This is a genomic window from Erysipelatoclostridium sp. MSK.23.31 (genome assembly GCF_019125875.1).
Lineage (GTDB): Bacteria > Bacillota_I > Bacilli_A > Erysipelotrichales > Coprobacillaceae > Thomasclavelia > Thomasclavelia ramosa.
The window spans coordinates 35,990-62,426 of the sequence record NZ_JAHOCB010000015.1; the positions used below are offsets into that span (position 1 = coordinate 35,990).

The 26,437-nt window shown below is 30.6% G+C and carries 21 protein-coding genes and 1 riboswitch; of the genes, 1 reads left to right on the forward strand and 20 read right to left on the reverse strand.

Translation table 11 applies throughout. From position 1 onward, the window contains the following. Window positions 1-113 precede the first annotated feature (113 nt). From KSU54_RS08410 to KSU54_RS08455, 10 genes are all read right to left on the reverse strand, one after another. The gene (locus tag KSU54_RS08410; protein ID WP_003536226.1) at window positions 114-1,235 is read right to left on the reverse strand and encodes a prenyltransferase/squalene oxidase repeat-containing protein; all 1,122 of its coding nucleotides are present in this window, start codon (window positions 1,233-1,235) and stop codon (window positions 114-116) included. Then, on the reverse strand, window positions 1,232-1,921 hold the full coding sequence (locus KSU54_RS08415) for an ECF transporter S component (RefSeq protein WP_003536224.1): 690 nt from the start codon (window positions 1,919-1,921) through the stop codon (window positions 1,232-1,234). Before KSU54_RS08415 ends, KSU54_RS08410 begins: the two co-directional genes overlap by 4 nt. Continuing rightward, window positions 1,918-3,435 (reverse strand): ABC transporter ATP-binding protein, encoded by a 1,518-nt coding sequence (locus KSU54_RS08420; RefSeq protein WP_003536222.1) that lies wholly within the window; start codon window positions 3,433-3,435, stop codon window positions 1,918-1,920. The genes KSU54_RS08415 and KSU54_RS08420 overlap by 4 nt, the downstream gene beginning before the upstream one ends. Continuing rightward, window positions 3,428-4,300, reverse strand: a complete 873-nt coding sequence (locus KSU54_RS08425; protein ID WP_003536220.1) for an energy-coupling factor transporter transmembrane component T — start codon at window positions 4,298-4,300, stop codon at window positions 3,428-3,430. The genes KSU54_RS08420 and KSU54_RS08425 overlap by 8 nt, the downstream gene beginning before the upstream one ends. Further along, window positions 4,301-5,020 carry a DUF4430 domain-containing protein gene (locus tag KSU54_RS08430; protein ID WP_003536217.1) on the reverse strand — a complete coding sequence of 240 codons (720 nt, stop codon included), beginning with the start codon at window positions 5,018-5,020 and terminating at the stop codon, window positions 4,301-4,303. It lies immediately after the preceding gene. A gap of 73 nt (window positions 5,021-5,093) precedes the next feature. Further along, window positions 5,094-5,263: riboswitch (cobalamin riboswitch) on the reverse strand. Window positions 5,264-6,134: 871 nt separating this feature from the next. Then, a complete protein-coding gene (locus tag KSU54_RS08435) occupies window positions 6,135-7,178 on the reverse strand; it encodes a class I SAM-dependent methyltransferase (RefSeq protein ID WP_008791340.1) in 1,044 nt (347 codons plus the stop codon). A gap of 4 nt (window positions 7,179-7,182) precedes the next feature. Continuing rightward, window positions 7,183-8,607, reverse strand: a complete 1,425-nt coding sequence (locus tag KSU54_RS08440; protein WP_003536213.1) for a hypothetical protein — start codon at window positions 8,605-8,607, stop codon at window positions 7,183-7,185. 141 nt (window positions 8,608-8,748) lie between these two features. After that, complete coding sequence (locus KSU54_RS08445; protein WP_003536211.1) at window positions 8,749-8,967, reverse strand: DUF6465 family protein; 219 nt, start codon at window positions 8,965-8,967, stop codon at window positions 8,749-8,751. 193 nt (window positions 8,968-9,160) lie between these two features. Then, on the reverse strand, window positions 9,161-10,984 hold the full coding sequence (typA, locus tag KSU54_RS08450; protein WP_003536209.1) for a translational GTPase TypA: 1,824 nt from the start codon (window positions 10,982-10,984) through the stop codon (window positions 9,161-9,163). A gap of 120 nt (window positions 10,985-11,104) precedes the next feature. Further along, window positions 11,105-11,722: a pentapeptide repeat-containing protein gene (locus tag KSU54_RS08455; RefSeq protein WP_003536208.1), complete on the reverse strand. Its 618-nt coding sequence runs from the start codon at window positions 11,720-11,722 to the stop codon at window positions 11,105-11,107. Between the two features lie 116 nt (window positions 11,723-11,838). Between KSU54_RS08455 and KSU54_RS08460 the strand changes: the two genes are divergently transcribed. Continuing rightward, a complete protein-coding gene (locus KSU54_RS08460) occupies window positions 11,839-13,323 on the forward strand; it encodes a hypothetical protein (protein ID WP_217746604.1) in 1,485 nt (494 codons plus the stop codon). A 19-nt stretch (window positions 13,324-13,342) separates the two neighbouring features. Here KSU54_RS08460 and KSU54_RS08465 read toward each other — a convergent pair whose 3' ends face one another. The 10 genes from KSU54_RS08465 to KSU54_RS08510 form a co-directional block, all read right to left on the reverse strand. Beyond that, a complete protein-coding gene (locus tag KSU54_RS08465) occupies window positions 13,343-15,343 on the reverse strand; it encodes an FtsX-like permease family protein (RefSeq protein WP_003536206.1) in 2,001 nt (666 codons plus the stop codon). Then, a complete protein-coding gene (locus KSU54_RS08470; protein ID WP_003536205.1) occupies window positions 15,330-16,097 on the reverse strand; it encodes an ABC transporter ATP-binding protein in 768 nt (255 codons plus the stop codon). The genes KSU54_RS08465 and KSU54_RS08470 overlap by 14 nt, the downstream gene beginning before the upstream one ends. 73 nt (window positions 16,098-16,170) lie before the next feature. Further along, a complete protein-coding gene (locus tag KSU54_RS08475) occupies window positions 16,171-17,178 on the reverse strand; it encodes a sensor histidine kinase (protein ID WP_003536204.1) in 1,008 nt (335 codons plus the stop codon). Continuing rightward, window positions 17,175-17,840, reverse strand: coding sequence for a response regulator transcription factor (locus KSU54_RS08480; protein ID WP_003536203.1), 666 nt, complete (start codon window positions 17,838-17,840; stop codon window positions 17,175-17,177). Before KSU54_RS08480 ends, KSU54_RS08475 begins: the two co-directional genes overlap by 4 nt. A gap of 49 nt (window positions 17,841-17,889) precedes the next feature. After that, the gene (locus KSU54_RS08485) at window positions 17,890-20,847 is read right to left on the reverse strand and encodes an EAL domain-containing protein (protein WP_003536202.1); all 2,958 of its coding nucleotides are present in this window, start codon (window positions 20,845-20,847) and stop codon (window positions 17,890-17,892) included. 88 nt (window positions 20,848-20,935) lie between these two features. Continuing rightward, window positions 20,936-21,592, reverse strand: coding sequence for a GDSL-type esterase/lipase family protein (locus KSU54_RS08490; protein WP_009300006.1), 657 nt, complete (start codon window positions 21,590-21,592; stop codon window positions 20,936-20,938). Between the two features lie 47 nt (window positions 21,593-21,639). Further along, window positions 21,640-23,328: an ABC transporter ATP-binding protein gene (locus tag KSU54_RS08495; protein WP_003536199.1), complete on the reverse strand. Its 1,689-nt coding sequence runs from the start codon at window positions 23,326-23,328 to the stop codon at window positions 21,640-21,642. Window positions 23,329-23,331: 3 nt separating this feature from the next. Then, window positions 23,332-25,122: an ABC transporter ATP-binding protein/permease gene (locus KSU54_RS08500; RefSeq protein ID WP_003536193.1), complete on the reverse strand. Its 1,791-nt coding sequence runs from the start codon at window positions 25,120-25,122 to the stop codon at window positions 23,332-23,334. A gap of 186 nt (window positions 25,123-25,308) precedes the next feature. Continuing rightward, complete coding sequence (locus tag KSU54_RS08505) at window positions 25,309-25,584, reverse strand: hypothetical protein (RefSeq protein WP_003536191.1); 276 nt, start codon at window positions 25,582-25,584, stop codon at window positions 25,309-25,311. Window positions 25,585-25,599: 15 nt separating this feature from the next. Continuing rightward, entirely contained in the window at window positions 25,600-26,436 is an 837-nt protein-coding gene (locus KSU54_RS08510; RefSeq protein ID WP_003536189.1) for a PTS system mannose/fructose/sorbose family transporter subunit IID, read from the reverse strand. Between the last annotated feature and the right edge of the window lies 1 nt (window position 26,437).

Here is a 26,437-nt window from a genome sequence, read left to right on the forward strand (position 1 = left end):
TTTTTACTATTCCGTATAAAAAGTGACCTCCTTTTTGATGTGTACCTTCTTTACTGGACAAACCAGTAAGGAGGGTACATATCATTTTGGGGGTCACTACATTTTACACTTTTTTAAGATTCTTTTCTAATAAACAAATACATTCCACCACTAATAATCAATGAAGATACTGTTAGTGCAATGACTGCATCATCACCTGTCTTAACTGATGTAATTGACTTATCAGCAGGTGTAGATGGTGTAACCGGAGCAGGAGCTGGTGTTGGTTCTGGCTGATCATTTTTAGGATTCAACATCTCATCATATTGAGCTTTAATATTGTCAATTAAGGAACCATTTTCATATACCCCAACAGTAAGGGCCGCTTGAACTGTTGCATAAGCATTGCCATAATCTACATCTAAACTAGCGCCAAATGAACCATCTTCTTGCATAAATTGTAATAATAGATCATATGGATTGCCTGTACCCTTATTGTAAGTACCATTTTTTACACCTTGAATATCGTATTCTAAAATTCCCCATACGGCACAAGCTTGACTATTACAATTAACGCCAAAGCCACTATAACCGCCATTATCAATTTGAATTGATGCTAAATAAGCTAAAGCTTTATCAATTGAAGCCTGATATGTATTGTTGCATAATGAAAGAGCAGCTAATGCCCATCCAGTAATATCAGGTCCACCCCAAGCTCCATTATAGCCCCAAGAGCCATCACTAAGCTGCATCTCAGTCAAGTTTAATCCTAGTTTATCAAGATTATAACTTTCATCAACAATAGCTAAGGCAAACATTGTATATGCAGTACTTGATTCTGGATTTGCTGACCCATAATCAACATTACCATTTTCATCAATTTTTGATTTTAATAAATCAATTAGATTAATCGTTGAACCATCTTTTAGTTTTAACTTAGCAGGATCTGATTTTATTGCCGCTAAAGCCATAATATTTTTAGCCAAATAACCAGCATCCATTTCTTCATAAGTAATTTCATCACCATAAGAATTTGTTGGTGCTTCAAAAGAATAGTTTAAAGTAAAATTATTCTTTTCATCTTCAACATCTAATCCTAAAGATTCTACAGCCAAAACGGCATCCAGTCCAGATAATTCATTGTTATTCAACCAATAGCTTTGAGCTTTGGCTAAAGTTGAAGATTGCGCATTGATTGGCACAATGCAAGCACAAACAAGCGCTAACGCCACAGTAAACCGCATTAATTTTTTCATTCAATTTTTCCCTCCGTTATTCCATATTTTATTTTTACCCTTTGTAAGATCTGAAACATCGTCTTACTAAGTAAAAACATAAAAATTATATTTGAAACAATATATATTAACGTCGTTGGTAATGAAGTTAATACTATTGCCAAATATCGTGTTAAATTAAAACTTGTTTCAAAAGCAAGAACTGACCATAAATCCATTACCATGGAAAAAGCAAGTCCACAAATAGCACTATATCCATATAATAAAAATTTATTTTTAAACAAATTTTTACTAAAAATTCCAGCTCCATAACCAATTATTCCCCATGCGATCATTTGGAATGGAGTCCATGGTCCTATTCCAAAAACAAAGTCTGATAATGTTGCTGACAACGACCCACACATAAAACCAGATGCCGGACCAAAAACTATCCCACAAATAATAACCATTGCAGTTACAGGTTTAAAACTGGGTGTTAACATAAAAATCGTTCTAGAAACAACTGTTAGGGCAATCATTGTTGCCAAAACCACAACTTCCCTTATTTTAGGTTTGCTATTTTCATATTTAAAATAAAATGGTAAACAAGATAATGCGAACGAAGCAATAATAATTAAATTATATTTTTCACCTTTATATAAAACAGTTCCTAAGATCGTTATTAAAACAATAACCATTAAAATAAAGATACTTTTTTTTATTTTCATAACCCTAAATCCTCTAATAAAACAACTTCAGAGTTATTATTTCTTACTATTTTATTAATCGTTGTAGTATAAAATAAATTATTACTAAAGAAATTTCGCATCGAGTCTACTGATTCCATTTGTCCATTAAAAATCATAGCAACTCGATCACTTATTTTAGCGACAAATTCTAAATCATGACTAACAACAATTATCGTCATATGTTTGCTTAAACTACGAATCAAACTCGCCAAATTATCTTTGCTCACTGCATCTATTCCTTTAGTAGGTTCATCTAATAACAACAATTGCGGTCTTGTCAGTAAAACTTTTCCTAATGCCAATAATTGCTTTTGACCACCGCTCAAATCAAACGGGTGCATATCTCGTAAATTACTAATTCCAATATTCTCCATTTCAATTTCAACTGTTTTTAAATTATTTTCTACTACTAATAATTCATTTATAACTTTATCGGTTATAAACAATGTTGTGGGATCCTGGGGTAAATAACCAATTTTTTCTACAACTCCTACTTTAGTTATATTACCTTGATACTTAACTAACCCTGCGATACATTTCAAAAATGATGATTTCCCACTACCGTTAGCTCCTACTACTGATAATATCTCATTTTGTCTAACATCTAAATCAAGATTTTCTAAAACCGTACTATCGTAGGCAAAGCTCAAATCACGAATTTTCAATAAAAGTCCAGTATCGACAACCTCCTGCTCCTTAATATCAAAATCATGATAGTCTTTTAGTGCTTCACGTGCTTGTTTTACAGTTAAACAAAGTGCATTAGCTAATGTTGAAACTCGTACATAATTAGGTAAAGCAGCTACAAAAACATCCTCTGTTAACATCTTTTTTACTGCCTTTTCAATTTGATCATCAATAACTTTTTGGCCATGATCAAGCAAAATCAAACGATTTGCAACATCCAACAAGCCTTCTAATTGATGTTCAACTAAAATAATCGTAATATCAAAATCATCATTTAGCTGTTTTAAAATTCTAATAAATTCATCACGATTAACTGGATCTAACTGAGCCGTAGCTTCATCAAGTAAGATAACACTAGGATTCATTACCATTACACTAGCTAAATTAACAAGTTGTTTTTCTCCGCCAGATAATGATTGTGTATCATTGTTAATAATATTTTGTAAATTAAAATAATTAACAATTTCACCTACTCGACGTTTCATTTGTTTTAAGGGGATTGCCTGATTTTCAAGTCCAAAAGCAATTTCATGCCAAACCTTATCCATAACAATTTGATCATCAGGGTTTTGAAAAACAAAGCCAATCTGAATATCTTTTTTTATTTGTTCGTCTAGTTCAATTGTTCCTTCAAGTGTTCCTGTCGGTTGTAAACTTGATTTTAACAATCTCAACAATGTTGTTTTGCCACAACCACTCTCGCCACAAATAACAACAAAATCCCCTTTATTTATTTCAAAGGAAAGGTTATCAATCACTTTTTCATTATCAGGATAAGTAAAACATACATTTTTTACTTTATACATTTTTCTTTCCTCCTAAATAAATTGGTAATAACATTAATCCTATATAAACTAGCATAAATAAACCATCTTGCCACTGTAAACTAAATTCTTGAATAAGTGGAAAATAATAAAAACTACGATAGCGGATTAAAAATCCTAATAAACTTATCATAAATAGTCCTATTATTACTATTAATTTTAAAGCATCATCTTTTCTAAAACTATACAGATGAAAACTAGTTCGCTTACCTTGTCCATAACCCCTAGCTTGCATTGAATTCATCATATCAAGCGATGATTCAAAAGCATATGTAACTAATACAACTATCATATTTCGGTAGTAACCCAACTTATTTTGACTGGGCATATTTATATTAGCCTCTCTAATTTTTTGATATTGATTTTTTAATTTACTAATCATATTCAAACACATCGATATAACTAACCCTAAGGTAGGTAATATTGAACCAAATAAATAAACAATATGACTATCTGTTAAGCATGTTTTCATTATGCGAAACCACAATAACATGCATGATAACAGCAAGCCAAATACTAATCCATAAAATAGAGCTTGTTTAGTAATCGTGACATAGTCATTTTGAAACCAAATATCAAATCCTTCCGTTACAAATAAAGGATTTGTAATCATTATAATAACCACCAAAACAACAGTATATTTCATATCTTTAAAAAAAGTTAGGTAATTAAAATAATAATCAATTATTATCGCACTAACTATCGACAAAATGATTAAATAATAATTTTGTTGAATAATTGTTAGAGTAATAACTGAAAGAAAATAAGCAAATAATACTACTGGATGACTATTTTTAAAAGGTTTGATTACTAATTTGTTTTTTATTATATTAATTTTACTGAGCATTTAAACATCCCCTTGTTTGCAAGTAAAACGCCATTCTATTTTATCACCATCTTTTAATCGATAAGAACTTGCACCATATTCAGGAAAATTACCATTAACTTTATACATCCAGCCACTCGATGAACCGCATATTTTTTCTTCAATTTGACCAATCCCTTTTACATAGAGCCCAAAACCTGAAGAAACAGTAACCAGTTTTATCTCATTTTCACTTGTTGCTTTCTTTAAAACATCTATTACGGTTGTATTTTTTTTAACTTTAAATTGTTCAGTACTAAGAATCATTCCATTAGTTGGGATAAATTGTTCATAACCATCTTTTAGATCATTCATATTATTTAAAATTGTTTTACAATCAATTGAAATGCTAACATTAATCATTTGATTATCATTATCAGCTGGCTTATTATTTGGAGAATTATCTTTATTACCAGCATCAGTATTAGCACCATCATTAGATGTCTGATTAGAATCTAAAGCAGAACTATTTGTTCCCTTATTATGCTCATCACCAGCATCTGTAGCGCTATCTGTCTGACTATTTTCACTTATGACTGTTACATTACCAGCTGCATCAATTGTTGCTGTCACCTCATTAGCCCATTGTTGTTCAGTTGATTCTGTTTTGGTTTTCACAATATTATTGCCCTTTGTTACTGTTCCACATCCAGTCAATAAAACCAAGATAAATACTAATGAAATTTTTAAATATTTTGACATAATAAAAGACCCTTTCTAAAAAATGGCGCACAAAAGGATCACGTTTATGTAGAACTACTCTATCGTCCGTAAAGTGTATCCTAAGATAATGGCAAGTATTCCGGCTTAGATTCATCGTCTTAACACCTTCCCAGTTTTCACCAGTGGTCTATCGTCTTAACTCCTCATTACGGCGGCGGGACCGCTCTTGCTTCTAACAAGATTCCTTATTAATGTACAACAACCATTAAATATGCGTTATTAAATTACTTTAATTATACAATAAAGAATCAAAAATGGAAGTTAAACTTCCATTTTTCGACTAATGATCTGATTTAAAATACTAGATCTTTAATTTTATTATCTCCTGCCAGCATTATTGGATGAATAAAAATAACCTCATCATCTTTATTAACTATTTTCTTCAATCTAATTTAAATAATCTCTAAATAACTCATCTTGATAATTTTACCGCATTGTATTAGCTACATAACTTGCATCTTTTGTTTATTGATCATACGGTGTGACAAGTGATACTTTTCTTAACCTTGCTTGATATTTGATTTAATTACTGTTTAGCCATGTTACTTCATGAATTTAATGTTGTATATTAAATTCAATAATATAATATTCTAATTAACAATTCTTTTAGTGTCGAGATTGGAAGTATACCTACCTTATCAGCTCCTAAATCTTTTTAGATTTAAAGCCTTTTTCTTAACAATCATAAAACCATCTCTTTTTATTCTATCAATACTGTAAAAAATCCTTTAATACAATTTTAAATATGAATTTACGACATTTTTTTAAGCGTTTGCCCATAATCAGTTACCCATTACTCCTCCGGCAATGAGATTCTAAACAGCTTAATATCCACTTCATAACAGCAGTACATATTATTTCTGATACGTGAACCAACATCGTTACAAAAAGCAATAATTTTCTAGTCACAGACTTACATATCTCAATATGATCTTAGACAACCCTGCCAACGTTATAAACACCTTCTGTTCATAGCGCAGATAAAACTCTCCTAAAAAATTGTCTGGTAGTTTAATTATCATTTTCCGTAATAATTAATTTTTCTCCATAAAAAAAGGTTAAATTGAAAATTTTTTTCAATTTAACCATACTCTTATAACTCTTTTTTTCTTGCCACTACCATAAAACGATGAGTCGTTAATTCAAAATATTTCTTATCTTTGATCTGTTTCAACACATGACTATAAAAATTCATAAAACGATCTTGAGTAATATCAGCTTTAGTGATTCCTTTCATGAACTGAATAAATGATGCCAGCGTGTCAAAACGAACATACCCATGTTCTTCCACACTATCAATAATCTCCAAACCAATGTCACTCAATGTCTGACAACTAGCCTCACGATCCCAACGACCATGTAACTTAAAAGGTAAGAAAATATTGATCAATTCTTTATAATTATCACTACCCATTTGATTAACAATAATATACCCACCTGGTTTTACGACCCGATACAAATCATACTTATCATAATTAGATAATTCATTAACAATGACATCGATTCGCTCATCTTTAAATGGTAATTTCCCTTCATTTGTTAATTTTGTTACTTTAACATTGCGATCAGCTAATTTTTCTTCAGCTTTTTCATATTGAGCTTCTACAACATATGTAAGTGGTGGTAAATGTTCAAAAGCAGCAACATATTCTCCCCCATCAAATGAGATAGTCGCTAAATGAGTGTCATCATTAAAATAACGGGCGGCAATCTCATGGCTTGAATAAGTTGGTAAACTTTGCTGTACCAGCGCATTAGCTGTTTCATTCATCGCTTTGGCAATTTCTGATTTCATCAATAAAGCCTCATTGATTTTCTTCCTAAAACGGATTTTATTGTAATAAAATCCAATATACTGGCTAATCCCATCACAAATAACTCCAACTGCGATAAATCCTAACATTTCAACAAACCATTCAGTTGTAAACATCGCCTGAACTGACGCAATAGCATAACATATCACACACATAAAGATAATACTTTTTGTTCGAGTATACTTAAACGGTTCATTTAATTTAGTATACCAGCTTAAAATACTTTTCTTTTGTGCCGTTCTACCTTCTAACTCACAAAAAATCAATTTGATTGCTGTCAACATTACTGCCAACGAAATAAGCATGTAAATATAATATTCCATTTCTTTACCTCTTATAAATTTTCTCGCCTTTCAATGAATAATAAGCATCACCATCAACTGTTACAAAATACCCTTTTTCATTGAATTCTAAATCACCTTCAACTGAGAAAACCACTTCATTTTCATTCATATCATAAATATAACTGCTTCCACTCTTGTTGAAGATACCATAAACTACATCATTATACACAAAGGTTGTCCCTTCGTCCATAAAATAGTCATTAATTACTTTATTTCCTTCTACATCAAATACTTCATACTTACTGCCAGTAGTATATCCAGCATAATATTTTTCACCTAAATACATAATTCGTACATATTGTTCAGATACTTTTTTGCCTTTATTATTAATTAAATAATATTTATCTTCTTTTTTAGAAACGACAGCAAGATTATTTTCATCAAAAGCTTCAGCACTCTTATAAGATTCCTTTATTGCTTCCTTACCATCAAAACCATAATATTGGTAACCTTCATCACGCACATACACCGGGAAAATCTTACTCTTTGTAAATGATGCCATTGGGTCTAACTGAATCCCATTTACCTCTATTTCTTTACCATCATTAACGAATTTATGTGGTCCGTAAATCATTTCTTTATTCTTTACAACATAATTTTTATAGTTACGATAGTAACTGTTTGATGTTACTGTTTCACCATCTTTGTTAAATAAATATGTAGTTTGATTTTTTACTCCAATAATATTTTTTGAATTATCATAATATAAATCATCTAATTCAAGTGTTGTAGTAAAAATTATTTTTCCTTCTAAATCCAATGCATTGATCTCATGAGTTTTACGATTATAAAGCAAATAACCTTTTTTACTACTATGATCCATCAACTGATTATTGCCACCAATCTTGATTCCTTCAATATGCTTTTCATTAACTAAATTGTAAATAGATGAGGTCTTTTCAAAATTAATAACCGCATAATCACTATCAACTGTATATGCACTTATAATCTTCTCCTTACTCTTTTTTAATACCTCACCATCATTATATAAAACAATATATTCTTTACCTTGATGAATAACCGGTAACCCGAATAAAGAAATCTCTGTTTTTTTATCTTCCTTGTATAATTCTTTTCCTTCACCATCTAAAATACTAATTTTTTCATTCTTATCATAACCAACAATCATATTTCCAATTGATTCTAGTTTATCATATTTTCCTAATTTGATTGCTTCTTCACCATCACGAAGAAGATATCCATACTTTTTATCCTTAATTACAATATAACCAGAACTTCCAACTTCTTCATACTTATCATAAATAAATTCAGTCTGCTTATCACCTTCATAATCCATAAGCGCATATTTTTCTTTATTATTAGCTACAAACAATGTTTGATCGTTATCTATATTTGAACATCCTGTTAGCATTAAAAATGCTAATAAACCAGCTGTAATTTTTTTCATTTTTTTCACTCCTTCAAAACAAAATAATTATAGCATGTTTTTTGTCGATAAACCACAAACCTTTGATGATAATAAAACAAAAAACGATAATCTAAATTATCGTTTCTTGCTTTGGATATATTTTTGGATATTATATTAAGACTACTCAATAACTAATGGTTCTTCGTTATTTACAGATTTACCATCTTTTGTAGTCGCAACGTAATAAACTGATGAAGTTTCTGGTGTATAATATATTTGCAACGTATCAACAGTTGAAATTTTAACTCCCTGTGATTTAACGTCCTCTTTTACCAATTTTTCAATATCAGTTGCTGTTACGTTTTTCCCATGATATTGTACTTCTACGATTGCTTTCATCTTTAAATAATTCCCCCGTTTCTTCTTGAATCAATAATATCATATTCAAGCCAAATATGCAAATTTTATAGTGTTAATCATCATTTTTTAAGAATTAACGATAAAAATATTATCTTTTTTTAGAAAATTCCTACAAAGTTTGTCTAACAAAATTGAATAAAAAAGAAAAAACAGAAAATCGAAATTTCCTGCTTTATGAATTATTTTGTTTTAAACGGTTTTGTTGTTTACGTGCTTGTTCTGTTAAATAACGTTTTCTCAAACGAATGTTTTCAGGTGTTACTTCAACTAATTCATCATCATTAATATAATCTAAGCAAGCTTCTAAGTTAAATGTCCGAGGTCTTTTTAAAACAACTGTTGAGTCTTTTGATGAAGAACGGGTATTTGTTAGTTGTTTACCTTTTGTAACATTAACTACTAAATCATTGTCACGACTATGTTCACCAACGATCATCCCTTCATAAACATCAACACCAGGACCAATAAACATAACTCCACGATCTTCAACCCCACCTAAAGCATAGGCTGTAGTTTGACCATTATCTATCGAAACTAAAACACCAAGTGATCTTTCTCCAACTGATTCACCTTCCATTGGGCGATATTCTAAGAATGAATGAGAAATAATTCCATAACCTTTTGTCATTGTTAAAAAGTTTGTCATAAAACCAATCATCCCTCTTGAAGGAATTGTATATGTGACACTTGTTTGTCCTTCATTACTAACCATATTTTCAAGTACACCTCGACGATATCCTAATGATTCTATAACATTACCAATACAGTCATCGGGTGCTTCAATATTAACTTCTTCATATGGTTCACAAAGTACACCGTCAATCTCTTTAATAATTACTTTTGGTTTAGAAACTTGAAGTTCATATCCTTCGCGACGCATATTTTCAATTAATATCGACAAATGCAACTCTCCCCGTCCAGAAACGATCCATTCTTCACTGTTAGGAATTCTTTCAATCTTTAAAGATACATCACGGTTAGTTTCTTTAAATAAACGTTCTTCAATTTGACGAGCTGTTACAAATTTTCCATCTTGACCTGCAAATGGCGAAGTATTAGTACCAAAAACCATTTGAATAGTTGGTTCATCTACTTTTAATAATGGTAAAGCTTCTTCTTTTCCCGTAGTACATACAGTCTCACCAACACCGATATCAGCTAAACCAGCAATCGCCACAATATCTCCAGCCCCTGCTTCTTCAATTTCAATTCGATGCAAGCCAATAAAACCAAATAATTTTTGGATTCTAAATTGACTGTGTGAACCATCAGCACGAACACAAGTTACGCTTTCATTAACTCGTATTTTACCACGTTGAATTCGTCCAACACCGATTCTTCCCACATAATCATTATAATCTAATAAAGCCGGCTGGAATTGTAATGGTCCTTCTTCATCAACTAATGGTTCTGGAATCTCATCAATGATCATATCAAACAAACAGTCCATACTTGGTTCTTGAGTTGATAAATCAGGGTCCAAACTAGAAGTTCCTTGTAATGCTGAAGCATAGACAGTCGGGAATTCTAACTGATCATCATCAGCTCCTAATTCCATAAATAATTCTAATACTTCATCCATTACTTCCTGAATTCTTACTACTGGACGATCTACTTTATTAATTACTACGATTGGTTTTACTTTAGCTGCTAATGCTTTCTTTAAAACAAAACGTGTTTGAGGCATTGTTCCCTCATAAGCATCGACCACTAATAATACCCCATCAACCATATTCATGATTCTTTCAACTTCACCACCGAAATCGGCATGACCAGGAGTATCCATAATATTGATGCGATAATCCTTATAATTGATGGCTGTATTTTTAGCCAATATAGTAATTCCACGCTCACGTTCAATGGCATTACTATCCATTGCACGTTCTGCTATTTGTTCATTATCTCTAAATGTACCCGATAATTTTAATAATTGATCTACAAGTGTTGTTTTACCGTGATCGACATGGGCAATAATCGCAATATTTCTTATCTTCATTTACTCAACCTCTCTTATAACTTCATCATTATATCACAGAATTGTATTTTGTCATTATTTTTTTTAATTGATATAAAAATGGGCTTAAATAGCCCTTAATTTCATTTTTTGTCATTGAATTCAATCAACGATGATTCCCAATAAACTAGCTAAAGCGATTGCCTGATACATATCAACATGGATTCCTTTTAAACTATAATCATCGATTCTAATTCCCTCAATATTAGTGGTCTTAAAGTCCATCCCTTTTAAGCTTGTTTTAAATACCTCTCCAGCAATAAAACTAACTTGTTTAAAAACAAGATTTTTAACATTCACTTCCATAAAACTACTTTCATCTAATGTACTATCATTAAACTCAACACAACGAATATTTCCAAGACTAATATTCATATAGCGTCCTTGTACTCCCTCAAATAAAAGATCTTGTAAAGAACAGTCAATAAAATTTAGCCCTGTCATCTTACAGTTAATAAAGTGACAACGATGGATACTAACCTTATTAAATTCTAAATTTGATAAATCACAGTTTTCAAAAATACAATCTGTTATATGAGTATTAACTAATTCGATCATATTAAAATCAATCTTAATAAATTTACATTCCTCAATCGTTAAATTTTTAATTGGAATAACTTGTTGAGGATTTTCATTAAATAAACACTGATAATAATTATCTTCTATTTCATGAAATGAACACTTATTTAAATCATGAATTACCGGCTCTCTTCTTTTCATCTTACACCTCACCTGATTATTATAAGCATAGCTTATCTTTATTGTAAAGATTCTTTGTATATCATTTTAAACTCCCAGCAAATTGTAGTATCCTATAAGTATAAGGAGGTGGTTTAATGAAACTAGTTGAATTAATTACAACACCTGAATGTCAGCATATTTACCAGCGTTATTTTAAGATTGTTGCCACCCTTAAACCACCGCATCAAATTACCTCAAAACAGATTTATCAAGAGATCGTAGCATACTACAATGGCAGTATTCAAAATGTTTTAGATATTTTATGTTATGACGAAATCGTTTTCTTACAAAATTTTGAAAAAACCAAAAGTTATCGTAAAGATATCCCTACAATCAATACATTGATCAACAAATGCTTACTAATTAAAAATCCTAATAATAATAACTATTTAGAAATCCCTGAAGACATAAAGATAAATGTTATTAATGCTGTAGAACAAGCGGATATTGACAAGGTCATTCAAATAGATCAAATCAATGAATTATTGATTGGTATTCTAGCCATTAGAGGTATTATTGAACCACAAGAATTAGTAAATATTTATCATAGTTATGATCCTTCACTTTCACGTAATGAAGTAAACACTCATTTAGATACAAATCACTATCTATTTCAGCATTACTTTATTTATCAAGGGGAAACTGAATTATTATTAGCTTATGAGCCATATCGGCCGATTATCCAAAAAATTGAACAGCTCCAAACATTAGTAAAAAAAACTCCTGCGGCTTATACCGCCAAACAATTAAGAACGATCGCTAAATATGGCTTTGACTTAAGTGAACCAGCCATCACTAACCTCTATGAAGCAGTCGAACAAATTGATAATCTTTTTGTAAGAGAATTATTTAGAGATAGTATTATGCTTTTTTGTCAAATTCATGGTGACCTTAACGATTTGATTTATATGATTAATGAATTAAAAATTACAAATAATCAAGTTATTGAACATCTTGAAAAGAATTTACGTGCTGCAGTTCCTTTAATTCATAGTGCTGCTTTTTATGGATTATCCCCGTATGATTACTATTTGACAATCAACAAAGATTCTTATTTCAGTGAGCAAGAGAGTTCTACCTTTTATCAGCTGTATTTAAGTTTATTAGAGTATACTAACCAAGTTTTTAAAATTACAGATATTTCAATGAAAAATCTTGATTATATTGAGCAAGATGATTTTTCTCAAATTCGAACCTTACTATTTGATAATCCAAATATAATCGACCACTATATCAGTGAAAATCCTGAGCACCTAACCAATTATGAACTGACTATTATTAATGATTTTAAAGCTGGCTTTATTGATGACTTTTTAATTTTAACAAATCTTGATGACTATACGCTCGTTAGTAATGAAACTGGTGTTTATGCTATTTATGGGCTTGTTAATCATCTTAAAGAAATTTATCCTAATTCAACTTTGCCCCAGGTCTGTAATTTAGCACTGCTCCCCTATCGACACAAGATTGTATTTGATGGATTGTTAGAAGATCGCCAGTCTATTTTACCTCATAAACAAATTCGTACATACAGCCATGACGATATAATCTACGAACTTCCGCATACGCTCTTAAACTAAAAAACCCATAACGGGTTTTTTATTCATTAATGATTCGATTACTAGCTAAATAAGTCGCTAAATAATAACCTCCATATACAATTACAATAAAGATCGTCGTAACCAAGATGTTATCAGCGATATTAATGCTGACCATCAAACTAATAATATAATTTATTTCTTTTAGTGCAACAAAACTATGAATTAAAGCTACGATTAATGGAAACATAAATGTGATTCCAATTTGAACTAAAAGGCTTCTATTTACCATTGGTTTACTTGCACCTAACTGTCCTAAGATACGATAACGTTCTTTATTATCAGAAGATTCTGATAATTGTTCAATTGCTAACACAGTACCACTTGCAAGTGCAAATACAATTCCTAAATACAGTCCAACAAAAGTAAACAAAGCACTCGTTCCAATTCCCGATTGCCCTAATCCAATCCGGGTAAAACTAATAACTGTTGGACTGCTTTCAGTCCTTAACTGTTCATTAAAAGATTTAAGCAAATCTTGGAATTGTTCCTCACATTCTTCCTTATCACCTTGATAGTCTGCCACTAGATAAGTTAAATAACTTTCTTGTTCTTCCACATATTTATTTGCAATCTGGTCATTTACAACAACAAACCCTTCATTGCCGCTATCGTTAGTAATTGCCAATTCTACTGCTTGATCCGTATTACTTTGAAGCGTAGTATCTCCTATTTTGATTGTACTATCGCCAGCTAGAAACTTATTATAATATTCAAGTGCTACAGGATAAGTTGCTACTAATTCATATTGATTATTAGCCAATTGTATTTTTTGATCTTCTTTACCATTTAATTCCATGATTTTATTAAAATCACTTTCTTTGATTACACGCATCGGTTGATTTTTTACTGCTTCTATATTAGTATAAGCATTATCTTTTGAATCAATAAAAATACCTTGTTTTAATCCTTGTAAATTAAGATAATTGAACTGATAATCCTCTTTGATGATTTGTTGATACACCGGTTCCTGTTTAAATCTTTCAATAATTTCAGTATTACTAGAAAATACAGTAACATCACTTGGGCTATTTCCCTCATAAGTAGTGTTCATTGCTGAGGCCATCGCTAAAGACGATGATAATATCCCGATCGTTAACAATAACATTAAGGAAATAACTGTTGTAGAAATAACATGTGTATTAATCTTATTATTTACTTGTTTTAATACAAACATATTCAGACCATTATAATAAGTCTTTTTGCGCATTTGAACAACTTTTAATAAAAAACCTGATACTGATAAGAAAAACAAGAAAGTTCCAATCGTCCCCAGAATAATCATGATCAAAAAATCAGAACCCACAACATATAAAGCGCCATCATACAATAACTTATATGCGTACCCAATCAAAACAATAGAGATAATAAAAATAATAAAAATTAACCAGCCATTTTTTATTTTAACCTTTTCATTTTTGCGATTTGCATATAATAAATCAATCAACTTAAATCGATTTAGTGTGATAATATTGAAAATCATTACAATAATATAAATAAATCCAAAATTAATAATCGCTGATAAAAGTGCTCCACTAGAAAAAACAAATGTAAATTTGGTCATATCAGCTTCAAACAATTTTGCAGTAAAAATTGATAACAATTGAGATAAGCCAATTCCTAAGAGTAAACCGATTCCTAATGAAATCACTCCAACAATAACTGTTTCAAGTACTAAAATCGTAGATACTTTTAACTTTGACATTCCTAAAGTCATATAAATACCGATTTCTTTTTTTCGGCGTTTAATTAAGAAATTATTTGCATAAACAATTAAAAATCCTAAAACTACCGAAACAAAAACCGAAATATATGATAAAACATTTACTAAAGACTGCACAATTTCCATTGTTGATTTGCTAATTGACATCATTGCTGTTTGACTATCAATCGAATTAAAGATATAAAATATAGCAACAGCAATAACTAGTGTAATAAAATAAATTGAGTAATCTTTTATACTCTTTTTAATATTTCTAAGTGCTAAACTAAATAACTTCATTTAGTTCACCACCTAATAATGTTTGAACATCCATAATACTATTAAAGAACATTTTACGAGAATTATCACCTTTAACAATTTCGTTAAAGATTTTACCATCTTTGATAAAGATTACTCGATCAGCATAACTAGCTGTAAATGAATCATGAGTAACCATCAAAATTGTTGCATTCAATTTTTCATTTAACGCATTCAAACTATCTAATAACATTCTTGCTGATTTACTATCAAGAGCTCCAGTTGGTTCATCCGCTAAAATCAAATCAGGATTAGTAACGATAGCTCTAGCACAAGCAACTCTTTGTTTTTGACCACCAGATAATTCATATGGATACTTTGATAAAATTTCTTTGATTCCTAAAGCTGCTGCAACCTTGTTTACTTTCTCATCTACTTTTTTATAATCTGATTTTTGAATCGTTAAAGCCAAAGCAATATTTTCAAATGAAGTCAATGTATCTAAAAGATTAAAATCTTGAAAGATAAAGCCTAACGAATCCCTTCTAAACTTTGTTAATTTATATCCCTTTAGTTTAGTAATGTCAGCATCCTTTAAATAAATATGACCACTAGTAACTTTATCAATCGTTGAAATACAATTTAGTAAAGTACTTTTCCCACTACCACTAGCCCCCATAATGGCTACAAACTCACCACCGTTAACATCGAAACTAATATTATCGACAGCCTTTGTAATGTTGTTTTTATTTCCATAATATTTTTCAATTTTTTCAATTCTTAAAATTTTTTCCATTTCTCTTCACCTCAACAACTATTATAGCCGTCATAATAATTTCTACCATCGAATAAAATAACATAACCTTACATTATTGTAAGGTTATGTGTGAGCTGTACGGAAAAACCAAAGTTACTACCGTACCATGTGAATTTGAATCTATTTTAATTTCATGATTTAATCGATAACATAATTTTTTACATAAATATAAACCAATTCCCGTACTCTTTTGTTTAGTTCGTCCCGTTGTTCCCGTAAATCCTTTATCAAAAACACGATTCAATTCATTTTCTAAGATTCCAATTCCATTATCTTTTATCATTAATTCAACACGATCTTTATATTGTTTTGCAAATAGTTTAATTATTGGTGTTTCATCAACATATTTAATTGCATTATTAATAATCTGATTTAAAATGAACTCTAACCATTTTTTATCACTAGCAACATCTATTTCAAGATTCTCTAATTCAATTTTAACATGTTTATTGATTAAATCTTTTTTATTACGTTTAATTACTGAATTAACTAATTCACTAAGTTTAACATCTTTAATTAAATAGTCTTTTTCAACATTCTCACTTCGAGCATAAAAGAGTACTTGTTCAACATAATTATCTATCTTTATGAGTTCTTCTTTAATACTCTCATTAACTGGATTTAGATTATTTTCAATAATCATTTGACTTGTAGCTACAGGTGTTTTTACTTCATGACACCACATCTCAATATACTCTTTGAGTTCACTTTGTCGATAAATTGCATCATTTAAATGTTCTTTCATTGATTTATCAATTTCATAAATACAGTTAACCATAATTTTACCATCTAGAAAATGAGGATTTCCAATCAATTCAGTAATAAGATACTTTTCATCAAGATGATCTAAGATTCCTATCAAATTATTATAAAAATTTCTACGCCGAAAAAAATTATACATTAATACTACTACAAATGAGCTAATGAGCAGAAGTGGAATGTAGACTACTAAAAAAGTTGGACAATTAAAAACTGCCAAAATCAACATTACCAAACAAGTCACAGAAATCATTACTGTAACCGTAATGATTTCATCTTTTAAATAATCAAATAATCTCATAAAATGATATACCCCTGACCACGTCTAGTATGAATTACATCATTTAAACCAATATCCTCTAACTTTTTACGTAAGCGATTAATATTAACAGTCAATGTATTATCATCCACAAACATATCACTATCCCATAAATATGCCATTAATTCTTCTCGAGATTTAATTTTCCCACGGTGCAGTAATAAAAAGTAAAATATTTTTAACTCATTTTTTGATAATTCAATCACTTTATTTTTATCAATAATACTACTTTTAGATACATCTAATTTTATCTTTTCATAACTAATCAAAACATCACTTGTAGGCTGTGTTCGTTTTAAGACCGCTTCGATTCGGGCCAATAAAATTAATGGATTATACGGTTTCGTGACAAAATCATCAGCACCATAATTAATACACATCAATTCATCCATCTCATTGTTGCGACTAGTTACAATAATAATTGGTTTACTTGAATTCTTACGATATTCTTTGCATAAAAACTGTCCATTTACATTGGGAAGATTAATATCCAATAAAATTAAATCCCCATCAAACTGATTCATTTGTTCTAAAGTATTTTCAAAAGACTCAATTACTTTAGTCAAATATCCATTATTATTTAAATATACTTCCAGTTCTTGGCGCAATTTAACTTCGTCTTCAATAATCAATATTTCTGCCATTATTATGACCTCCTAGATACAATTATACACAAGTATAAAATAATAGCACTTAAGTGCACTGTTTCGTAGTAATGCTAATAATTACCAATTTACCATTTTCTTTAACTGGCGAAAGATTATAAATAGTTTTAGCCTTAATAATCTGCTTTTCACAAGTTTTAAGTGGATGATAAAGCGTCTGTTCTTCCCCAGTTTCAACACACTTTTCAATTGCCTGATGAATTTGCTTTTGAACATCCAAATCGACGCTCCGATAGTACGTACTAAGAAAATTAGTAACATTTATATCATCAATATTTAATATCTTACGGTATGCTTCATTAATAAATAGCAGCTGGGGCTGAGACTCATATGTAAACATCAATATTCCATCATTCAATTTTTCCATAACACGATTATATGTTAATAATATGCTATCTAAACGATTAAAAATTTTCTCTTTATTTAAATAGACATTTATCCCCTTTACTAATTCTTGTAATGCCCAAAGTTCATCATCGCGCCATTGTCGATAATCATTTATCATTGTAAAAACAATACACCCGATAAATTCACCAATATCATCGTTTAGACTAATGATAACAAGTGTCTTTACTTGATTATCAAAGAAATTTTTATTAATTTGTTTACTAAATTGATTACCTTCATTTTTATTAACAACAATTATTTGATGCTCCTTAAAATATGTGACTATTTCTTGAAGCTCTGTCCTCACTATTGAGAAAGTATCACTAATCTCAAGCTCAATCGACTCATCTTGCCATGCATAGACAGAACGATAATTGTTTCCTTCTTCTAGTAATAACGTAATCCGATCAAGTAAAAAATCATCCCCGATCTCTGCCAAAATATGGTTGATTGATGAATCAAAATCAGTTGACTGCTCCATTACTGATAAAACATTCATCATTTGTTCATTAAGCTTTTCATCTGAAATAACACGACTTACACCAATACATATTTTTGGTTTGTTATCTTCATCATAAATTATTCTTCCTGTATCTTTAACCCAAGTATAACCAGAACCATGGTTAATCATAAAACGTCGATAGATAACCTTAAATTCCTGATTACCATTGAAAACAGTCTGATATCTTTTTACATCTTTTGAATGTACGATTCTACCAATACTTACATTGTAAAGATAATTGGGAATTTCCATCTTAGCTAAATTAGAACCATTTTCCTTTGTTGGAGTATCAAAAACAATCATATTATCACGCTTAAAATCATATTCGAAAACTTGAGCATTTAATTCTAATAGTGCCTGTCGATACCAATCTACTTCCCCTTGCTGATAAACAGTCGTTAAAATATCATCAATATTAACTATTGCACTATCCTCATCTTTAGTATCACCTACTCCGATGACACCATTTTCAACCATATAAGCAATTTTTGAAGCACTAGCTGGTTTAGCAAAACGATACCCTTGAGCACGATTACAACCTAGTTCTACTAAAAAATCTTCTTGGCGTTTGGTTTCTACTCCTTCAGCAATTACTTCCATATTAAGGCGTTTCGCCATTTGAATCACTGATTTTAAAATCTTTTCAGCTTTATTATTTTTATCAAAATGTTCCAAAAACGCCAAATCAATTTTAATTATATCAAACGGCAATTCCTTTAAGATATTCAACGATGAAAAACCACTACCAAAATCATCCATTAAAATAGTGAAGCCAAGTTCCTTTAACTTTACTACAGCCTCAATCATTTGATTACTATCCTGCATATATGCCGTTTCAGTAATTTCTAATTGAAATAACTCAATCGACAGCTCATATTCCGCTAAAAGTTTTAAGATAGTATTTCCTAATTCCGGATCATATAATTCAATTCGAGAAACATTTACAGATACAGGTAATAAGACATGTCCTTTTTGGCGGGCAATAACCATATCTTGACATACTTTACGCCAAATTACCCGATCTGCTTTAGAAATAAAACCATTCTTTTCAAAAACTGGAATAAAGGTACTTGGTAACACCATTCCTCGAGTCGGACTCTGCCAACGCATCAATGCCTCATAACCAATATATGTCCTCGTTACCATATTAAATTTGGGTTGATAATAAGGAATAAATTCATCATTTTCAAATGCACGATCCATTTCATCAATAATTCTCTGTTCTTCTAAAACTTGATCTCGAAGTTCATCATCATAAGTTGCATAGCTGGTATTGTATTTATCTTTTACTTTTTTTATCGCCATCATTGCCCGATCACACATATTATTGACTGGTAATGATAGATCATCAATATTATAATAACCAAAACTGACTACAACCTTGATTCCAAGATCAAAGTTACCAATGTCTTCATTCATTTGTTGAAGCAACAGGTCTTCAATATTCGCTTGATGAGGAACTACGATTGCAAATAAATCCCCACTTAAACGTCCAATTAATCCGCCAAGTTTCTTCATCCGCTTAACTCCCGTGTTAGCAATATAAATCAATAGTTCATCACCGACACTACTACCATAAATATCATTAATAATCTTAAATCGATCAATATCAAAACAAGCAAGATCATAATTAATATCTTGGTTTTGCGTAATTAATTTTTTAGCTTCGCGATAAAAAGCAGTACGGTTATAGATCTTGGTTAAAGTATCAAAATCAGCCATTATTCTATATTCATTATCTTCGGCCCGACGAATTGCATTATTGATTCGTAATTTAATAATTGCTTCATTATAAGGCTTAACAATTACCTCACTAACTCCTAAATTTAATAAATTAAGAAGATTTCCCGTAAAGTTCCCACCTACGATTAAAGGGATTTGAATATTATCAATATTTTTATAACTAGAATACTTTGCGACATTAACTTCAGTCGCATCATCTAAGTCCATAATAATAGCAACGATTCGATTATCATTAAGGTTATCAATAATATTTTCAAGTTCACTACATATAACAATATGATAGTCACTACTTAAAAACTCCTTTAATCTTAAACAATCATCACTATCTTTTATAACGATGATAATTGTATCCATAATATCTTCCTCCCCAAATCAACCATTAGTAGTATTCTAGCATCATTGTTGTAATTAAACAATCTATTAGCTATCCCCATTTTCTAATTCAATCTATCAGTTTTTCTTTGATTACCCCTGTATAGGCCCGATATCCATCATCATTAATGTGAAGACCATCAAGATAATAATTTTCAACTGGTTGGCCCTTTTTATTGCAAAGTGCCATAAAAGGATTAATCAAAGTAACATAATCATACGGAATAATATTTTTATACTCTTTAAAGACCATCTTTAAGGTATCATTACTGCGTAATCCTTGCTTTGTTGCTTTATAACCATGAAGCATTTCTAAACATGGTAATGGTGCTACAAGATAAATTTTAGTATCCAAACAATTATAATGAATAATTTCGATTGTTTCTTTAACATTTAAAGCAATATCACGGGGGCTCTCCATGACCGTATTACCAAGATCATTTGTTCCAATCATCAAAACCACGTTTTTAGGTTGATATTTGATAACCCCTTCGTCGATGAAATTTAAAAGCATTCCTGAAGTAATCCCCGCTATTCCACAATTATATTTAGTCTCTATCTCAGGATAATACTTGTCCAGATCACAATACTCAGTAATTGAATCCCCATAAAAAACAGTTCCTCCAGGAGTTATATTTTTATTTTGATTAATAATTTCTAACATTCTTATTAAAGTAAATTCTCTTAACTGATAATGGTTAGTTAAATATTTCATATTTTCTTTCACACTTATTTCCTCCTGAACATATTTTAGCATATAAAAAAAGAAAAGCCTTAAGCTTTTCCTCCTAATTCATAAATTTGTTTATTTTCTAATTTAATCACCCGATCACATCCCGTCAATGAAGAAGGTCGATGTGACACAATTAACCATGTCTTATTTTCAAATTGTTCAGCCAATGTCTTCAATAAACCTTTTTCATTAATAACATCTAAACTACTTGTTGGTTCATCCATAACTAAAAAATCAGGATCAACTAATAAAACCCGTGCAATTCCAATTCTTTGCTTCTCACCACCTGACAATCGATTCTGAAGTTCTCCCATCATAGTATCGTATTGTTCTGGTAAACTAATGATCAATTCATGAATTCCTGCCATTTGAGCAGCCTTTACGATTTCTTCTTTTGTCGCCTTTGGTTTTCCTAAAGCAATATTAGCAGCAATAGAATCATTAAAAAGAAAAGTGTCTTGTTCAAGTGTTCCAATTCGTTGACGTAAATCTTGCAAAGAGTATTCTTTGATATCTATACCATTAATTAAAATTTGACCACTTGTAACATCATAAAAACGTAATAACAATCTAATCAAAGTTGATTTGCCAATTCCACTTTCTCCAACAAGACCAATTTTATCTTTAAAATTAATGGTAAGATTCATATTTTCAATAATTTTTCTATTAATTTCAGGATAGCTAAAACTTACATTAATAAATTCAATTTTGTCGATATTTTTCAATTCTTTAGGCTCAACAATTTCATTTACGACGGGAACCATATCTTCCAAATCAAAATAGCGTTGTGCCGCCGCATAAGTTTCAAGTAAACTTGAAACTACAGTCGTTAATGATTGCGTCGATGAAAATGAAGCCGAAACTAAAAATGATAAGATAATAATTCCGGTTGTATCAATATTTCCTTTTAAAGCAAGATATGAAGCTACTGCAATTACAGCAATTCGAGCAAGATAAATGAAAAACGTTGGCGTGGAAACAACTAATTGGCGGTGATAAGCAAGTTGATGAATTGAACGATTTATATTGCGATTAACAGCTTCTAATTCTTCATTACGACGTTTTCCATAATCAAAAATTTGAATTTCTGATAATCCATATACACTATCTAATAAAAATATTTTTAATTCTCCTAACTTTTGACGATAACCAATTCCTATATTACGACCCAGTTTAATGGCTAAAATAGGAATAATAACACTAATAATTAAATAGATTGGTAACAGTGCATAGACAAAGAGCATATCAATACTTCCTGCAATAATCAAAGTCACTAACGGAAGTAAAATAACGGTAAATAATGGCCCAATCGTATGTGCAAAGAAAAATTCAATACTTTCGATATCAGCAATTGCAATTGCCATGATATCGCCATTATTCCGTCCGATCAAACTCCCTGGTGCCAACTTGCGTAAAGTTCCAAACATGTCAACTCGCATTTTAGCTAATAATTCATACGAACCAGCATGTGAAAAATATCCTTCAAGATAACGACAAGTAACAATTAAAATTCCACTTATAATCATTAAAATACAATATGTGACGCTATTGGCATATTTTAACTTTCCGGCAACACTCAAAATAAAAGCAGCTCCAAATCCCATTAGCCCCATTTGAGAAATATTTCCAATTATACTGACAATTGTAGAAATAACAAAGAATTTTTTTAATGTGGCAGCAATTTTCAATAATCGTTTGGTTAAGGTTAATAATGATTGTTTATGTTCCATAATCTATCCTACCTTTCCCGCTGCTTCTAAAGCTTCTTGTTCTTTTACCAACTGATAATATTCACCATGATATTTTAATAATGCTTGATGATTCCCTTGTTCAACTAATCTTCCTTGATTTAACACAATGATATTATCAGCACGTTGAATTGTCGATAAGCGGTGAGAAATAATAATTAATGTTCTAGTTAAACCAAGCTCATTAATACATTGCCAAATCTCATCTTCACTATCACGATCAACACTTGAAGTTGCTTCATCAAAAATTAAATATGGAGCACCACTTAATAGAGCTCTGGCGATTCCAATCTTTTGACGCTGCCCGCCAGATAATTTAGCACCACTATCACCCAAATCTGTCGATAAGCCTTCTGGCAAACTTTGCAACCATTGATATAAATGCACTTGTTTTAAAACGTTTAATAATTCACTTGTTGAAGCATTTGGTGCAGCCAGTTTCAAATTTTCTTCTAATGAACCACTAAAAATACTAACCCGTTGTGGTACCATAACAATATTTTTTCTAACTTCTTCAGGCGTTAAACTAAAATAACTTTGACCATCAAGAAATAAATAGCCTTGATCTGGGTCAATAAAACGCATTAGCATACTTGCCAACGTACTTTTTCCACAACCACTCTTACCTACAATTGCAGTTGTTTTACCTTTTGGTATTTCAATACTTAACTGCTTTAAAACTTGGCGCCTTTGATGATAATTAAAAACAATATCTTTTACTATGATCCCCGAATAATCCTGCAAATAAGCTAAAGTATCCTGACTGTATTTAACCGCTATTTCGTGAGCTGTTTCAGCCTCACTCTTATGAATTCTTGAAGCATCTAAATTTAATATTTCATCTACTTTTATTGTTGCCGCAATCCCTGATAAAGCATCATGAGTCGCAGACATCAATTGTCTAATTGAACTAAAAAAACTATATGACAACATTAACAATAAAACTGCCTGTGCTAAATCAATCGTTCCTTTAGCCAATTGTGAACAGCCAATTACTACTGCCAGAATAACACCTAAATAAATTAATCCATCTGAAACCAAAAATGATGAAAAGTTCATTTTCATAATCGACATTGTACTTTGATTAAATGTATCCGCTTTTCGCCTCAAATTATCATGTCTACGTCGATCTTGATTAAATAATTTCAAAGTAACCAAACTTTTTAAGCTTTCTAAATAATAACTTGTTAAATCTTGAAAACTAGTCCAATATTCTTTCTTTAATTGATCAATCATTTTTCTAAAATAATTATTTACTAACGGTAAACTTAATGAAATAATCAGTAGTATTGTCGCTACTAGCAGCGAAGTATCTTTTAACTGAAAAAATAAATAAACTGGCGCAAAGAAACAATACAGCAAACTTGGTAAATACTTAGTGTAATAAACCTGCATTAGCTCCACTCCATCGCCAACACTACTAATTGTATTACTTGCTCCAATCCTTTCAATTTTACCAACATCTAATTGAAGCATTTTTTCAAAAATCTCTTTACGCAAATTAATCCGTGCTTTGGCCCCACAGCGATATTCGGCTTCTCCAGTTAATAGATCAGCTATTAAAATCAAACATGAAGCAATCAATGCACTGATTATTGCTGCCAGCAACTGCTCTTGTGACATTTTCGGATGATATAAATCACTTAAAAAGGATGAAATAGTTTTAGCAAACATTACTGTTCCTACTAATGTTAATATTTTAAGTCCGGTAATTATTGCAATCCAACCTCTAATTCCTTCGGACATTCTAATTAATGTTTTATTTATTAACAGCATAGTACACCTCCAATGTACTTATGTTACTCAAGATTTAATAGTGTGTCAAACTAAAAACAAATGTTTCGAAAAAAACTAGGAAATTTTAAAATTTCCTAGTTTCCAGCTAATATAAGCTCTATTAAAATCATCAGAGCCCCTTTTTTACTAAACCATAAATACTCCTTTAGGGGCTTGTTTAATTTATTATTTAATATGTTCCATTTTAATAATAATATTGTTTACATTCATTGAACCATTACGAATCGCCAAGTTAATAATAATCAAAGAAATTATGATTATTATTAAAGCAATGTATGAAATCACAGTAATAATCATACTTATTTTATCTACAAAAAATATGATAGCTATAATAAGAGAGGAAATAATTAATAAATTTTTTAGCCATATTTTTAATCGATTAATTTGTTTAGTCTGATATTCTATTTCTTCAAAATATGCTTTTTTTACTCTTTGATCCATTTTAAGTTCTCCTTTTTAATATGTTAATCCCGGGTTAAAGAATCCAACCAATACTCCAATAAGAGCAATAACCACTAATAATAACATTACTTTGATTGGTGACATTTTCTTTTTAGACAATAAATACCAACATAATAACACGAATAAAGCAGTTAAAAATCCAGGATAAACACCATCTAACGTCTTTTGTAAATCTAAAAACGGTTCTTTAGCTCCAGCAGCAGTCATCGAAAAACTTGTTTTTACACTAACCCATGTAGCTGCTACTGCCCCAATCACAATACCACCTAACATTGTAATTGATTCTCGTAAAGCTTCTCCTTGAGGTCCAACTAGAAAATCTACAGCTTTACCACCCAATTCATAACCTTTAAAATATAATAACTTCATTCCAAAATAAGCAAATAAATTCCAAACAATAATATAGAAAATAGCCCCTAATGGTGAACCACCTGTAGACATTCCCATTGCAACCCCTAATAAAATAGGAATTATCGTTCCAACTACTAAAGAATCTCCTATTCCTGCTAACGGTCCCATCAATCCTGCACGTAATCCATTTATTGTTTCATCATCTACATCTTCAGCACCATTAGCACGAGCCTCCTCTAACCCCGCTGTCATTCCAACGATCACGGAACCTACTTGCGGTTCGGTGTTAAAAAAGGCAGTATACGTTTTAATGGCTTTTGCCCGAGCATCTTTTTTATCATACAATTCTTCAACAATTGGTAACATTGAACACAAATAGCCAAATGTTTGCATATGTTCTTGAGAAAAACATGTTAAATTCCCATAATACCAATTATGAAAAGATTTGGTTAGGGTCTTTTTTGATAATTTCTTTTCCATC

Coding starts and splice junctions, on each gene's coding strand:
- KSU54_RS08435 (WP_008791340.1), bottom strand. CDS start 7,178: ATGGAATATTATATTTACATGCTTATTTCGTTGGCAGTAATGTTGACA.
- KSU54_RS08485 (WP_003536202.1), bottom strand. CDS start 20,847: ATGGATACAATTATCATCGTTATAAAAGATAGTGATGATTGTTTAAGA.
- KSU54_RS08410 (WP_003536226.1), bottom strand. CDS start 1,235: ATGAAAAAATTAATGCGGTTTACTGTGGCGTTAGCGCTTGTTTGTGCT.
- KSU54_RS08495 (WP_003536199.1), bottom strand. CDS start 23,328: ATGGAACATAAACAATCATTATTAACCTTAACCAAACGATTATTGAAA.
- KSU54_RS08460 (WP_217746604.1), top strand. CDS start 11,839: ATGAAACTAGTTGAATTAATTACAACACCTGAATGTCAGCATATTTAC.
- KSU54_RS08510 (WP_003536189.1), bottom strand. CDS start 26,436: ATGGAAAAGAAATTATCAAAAAAGACCCTAACCAAATCTTTTCATAAT.
- KSU54_RS08415 (WP_003536224.1), bottom strand. CDS start 1,921: ATGAAAATAAAAAAAAGTATCTTTATTTTAATGGTTATTGTTTTAATA.
- KSU54_RS08420 (WP_003536222.1), bottom strand. CDS start 3,435: ATGTATAAAGTAAAAAATGTATGTTTTACTTATCCTGATAATGAAAAA.
- KSU54_RS08480 (WP_003536203.1), bottom strand. CDS start 17,840: ATGGCAGAAATATTGATTATTGAAGACGAAGTTAAATTGCGCCAAGAA.
- KSU54_RS08445 (WP_003536211.1), bottom strand. CDS start 8,967: ATGAAAGCAATCGTAGAAGTACAATATCATGGGAAAAACGTAACAGCA.
- KSU54_RS08455 (WP_003536208.1), bottom strand. CDS start 11,722: ATGAAAAGAAGAGAGCCGGTAATTCATGATTTAAATAAGTGTTCATTT.
- KSU54_RS08500 (WP_003536193.1), bottom strand. CDS start 25,122: ATGCTGTTAATAAATAAAACATTAATTAGAATGTCCGAAGGAATTAGA.
- KSU54_RS08465 (WP_003536206.1), bottom strand. CDS start 15,343: ATGAAGTTATTTAGTTTAGCACTTAGAAATATTAAAAAGAGTATAAAA.
- KSU54_RS08440 (WP_003536213.1), bottom strand. CDS start 8,607: ATGAAAAAAATTACAGCTGGTTTATTAGCATTTTTAATGCTAACAGGA.
- typA (WP_003536209.1), bottom strand. CDS start 10,984: ATGAAGATAAGAAATATTGCGATTATTGCCCATGTCGATCACGGTAAA.
- KSU54_RS08470 (WP_003536205.1), bottom strand. CDS start 16,097: ATGGAAAAAATTTTAAGAATTGAAAAAATTGAAAAATATTATGGAAAT.
- KSU54_RS08430 (WP_003536217.1), bottom strand. CDS start 5,020: ATGTCAAAATATTTAAAAATTTCATTAGTATTTATCTTGGTTTTATTG.
- KSU54_RS08505 (WP_003536191.1), bottom strand. CDS start 25,584: ATGGATCAAAGAGTAAAAAAAGCATATTTTGAAGAAATAGAATATCAG.
- KSU54_RS08475 (WP_003536204.1), bottom strand. CDS start 17,178: ATGAGATTATTTGATTATTTAAAAGATGAAATCATTACGGTTACAGTA.
- KSU54_RS08425 (WP_003536220.1), bottom strand. CDS start 4,300: ATGCTCAGTAAAATTAATATAATAAAAAACAAATTAGTAATCAAACCT.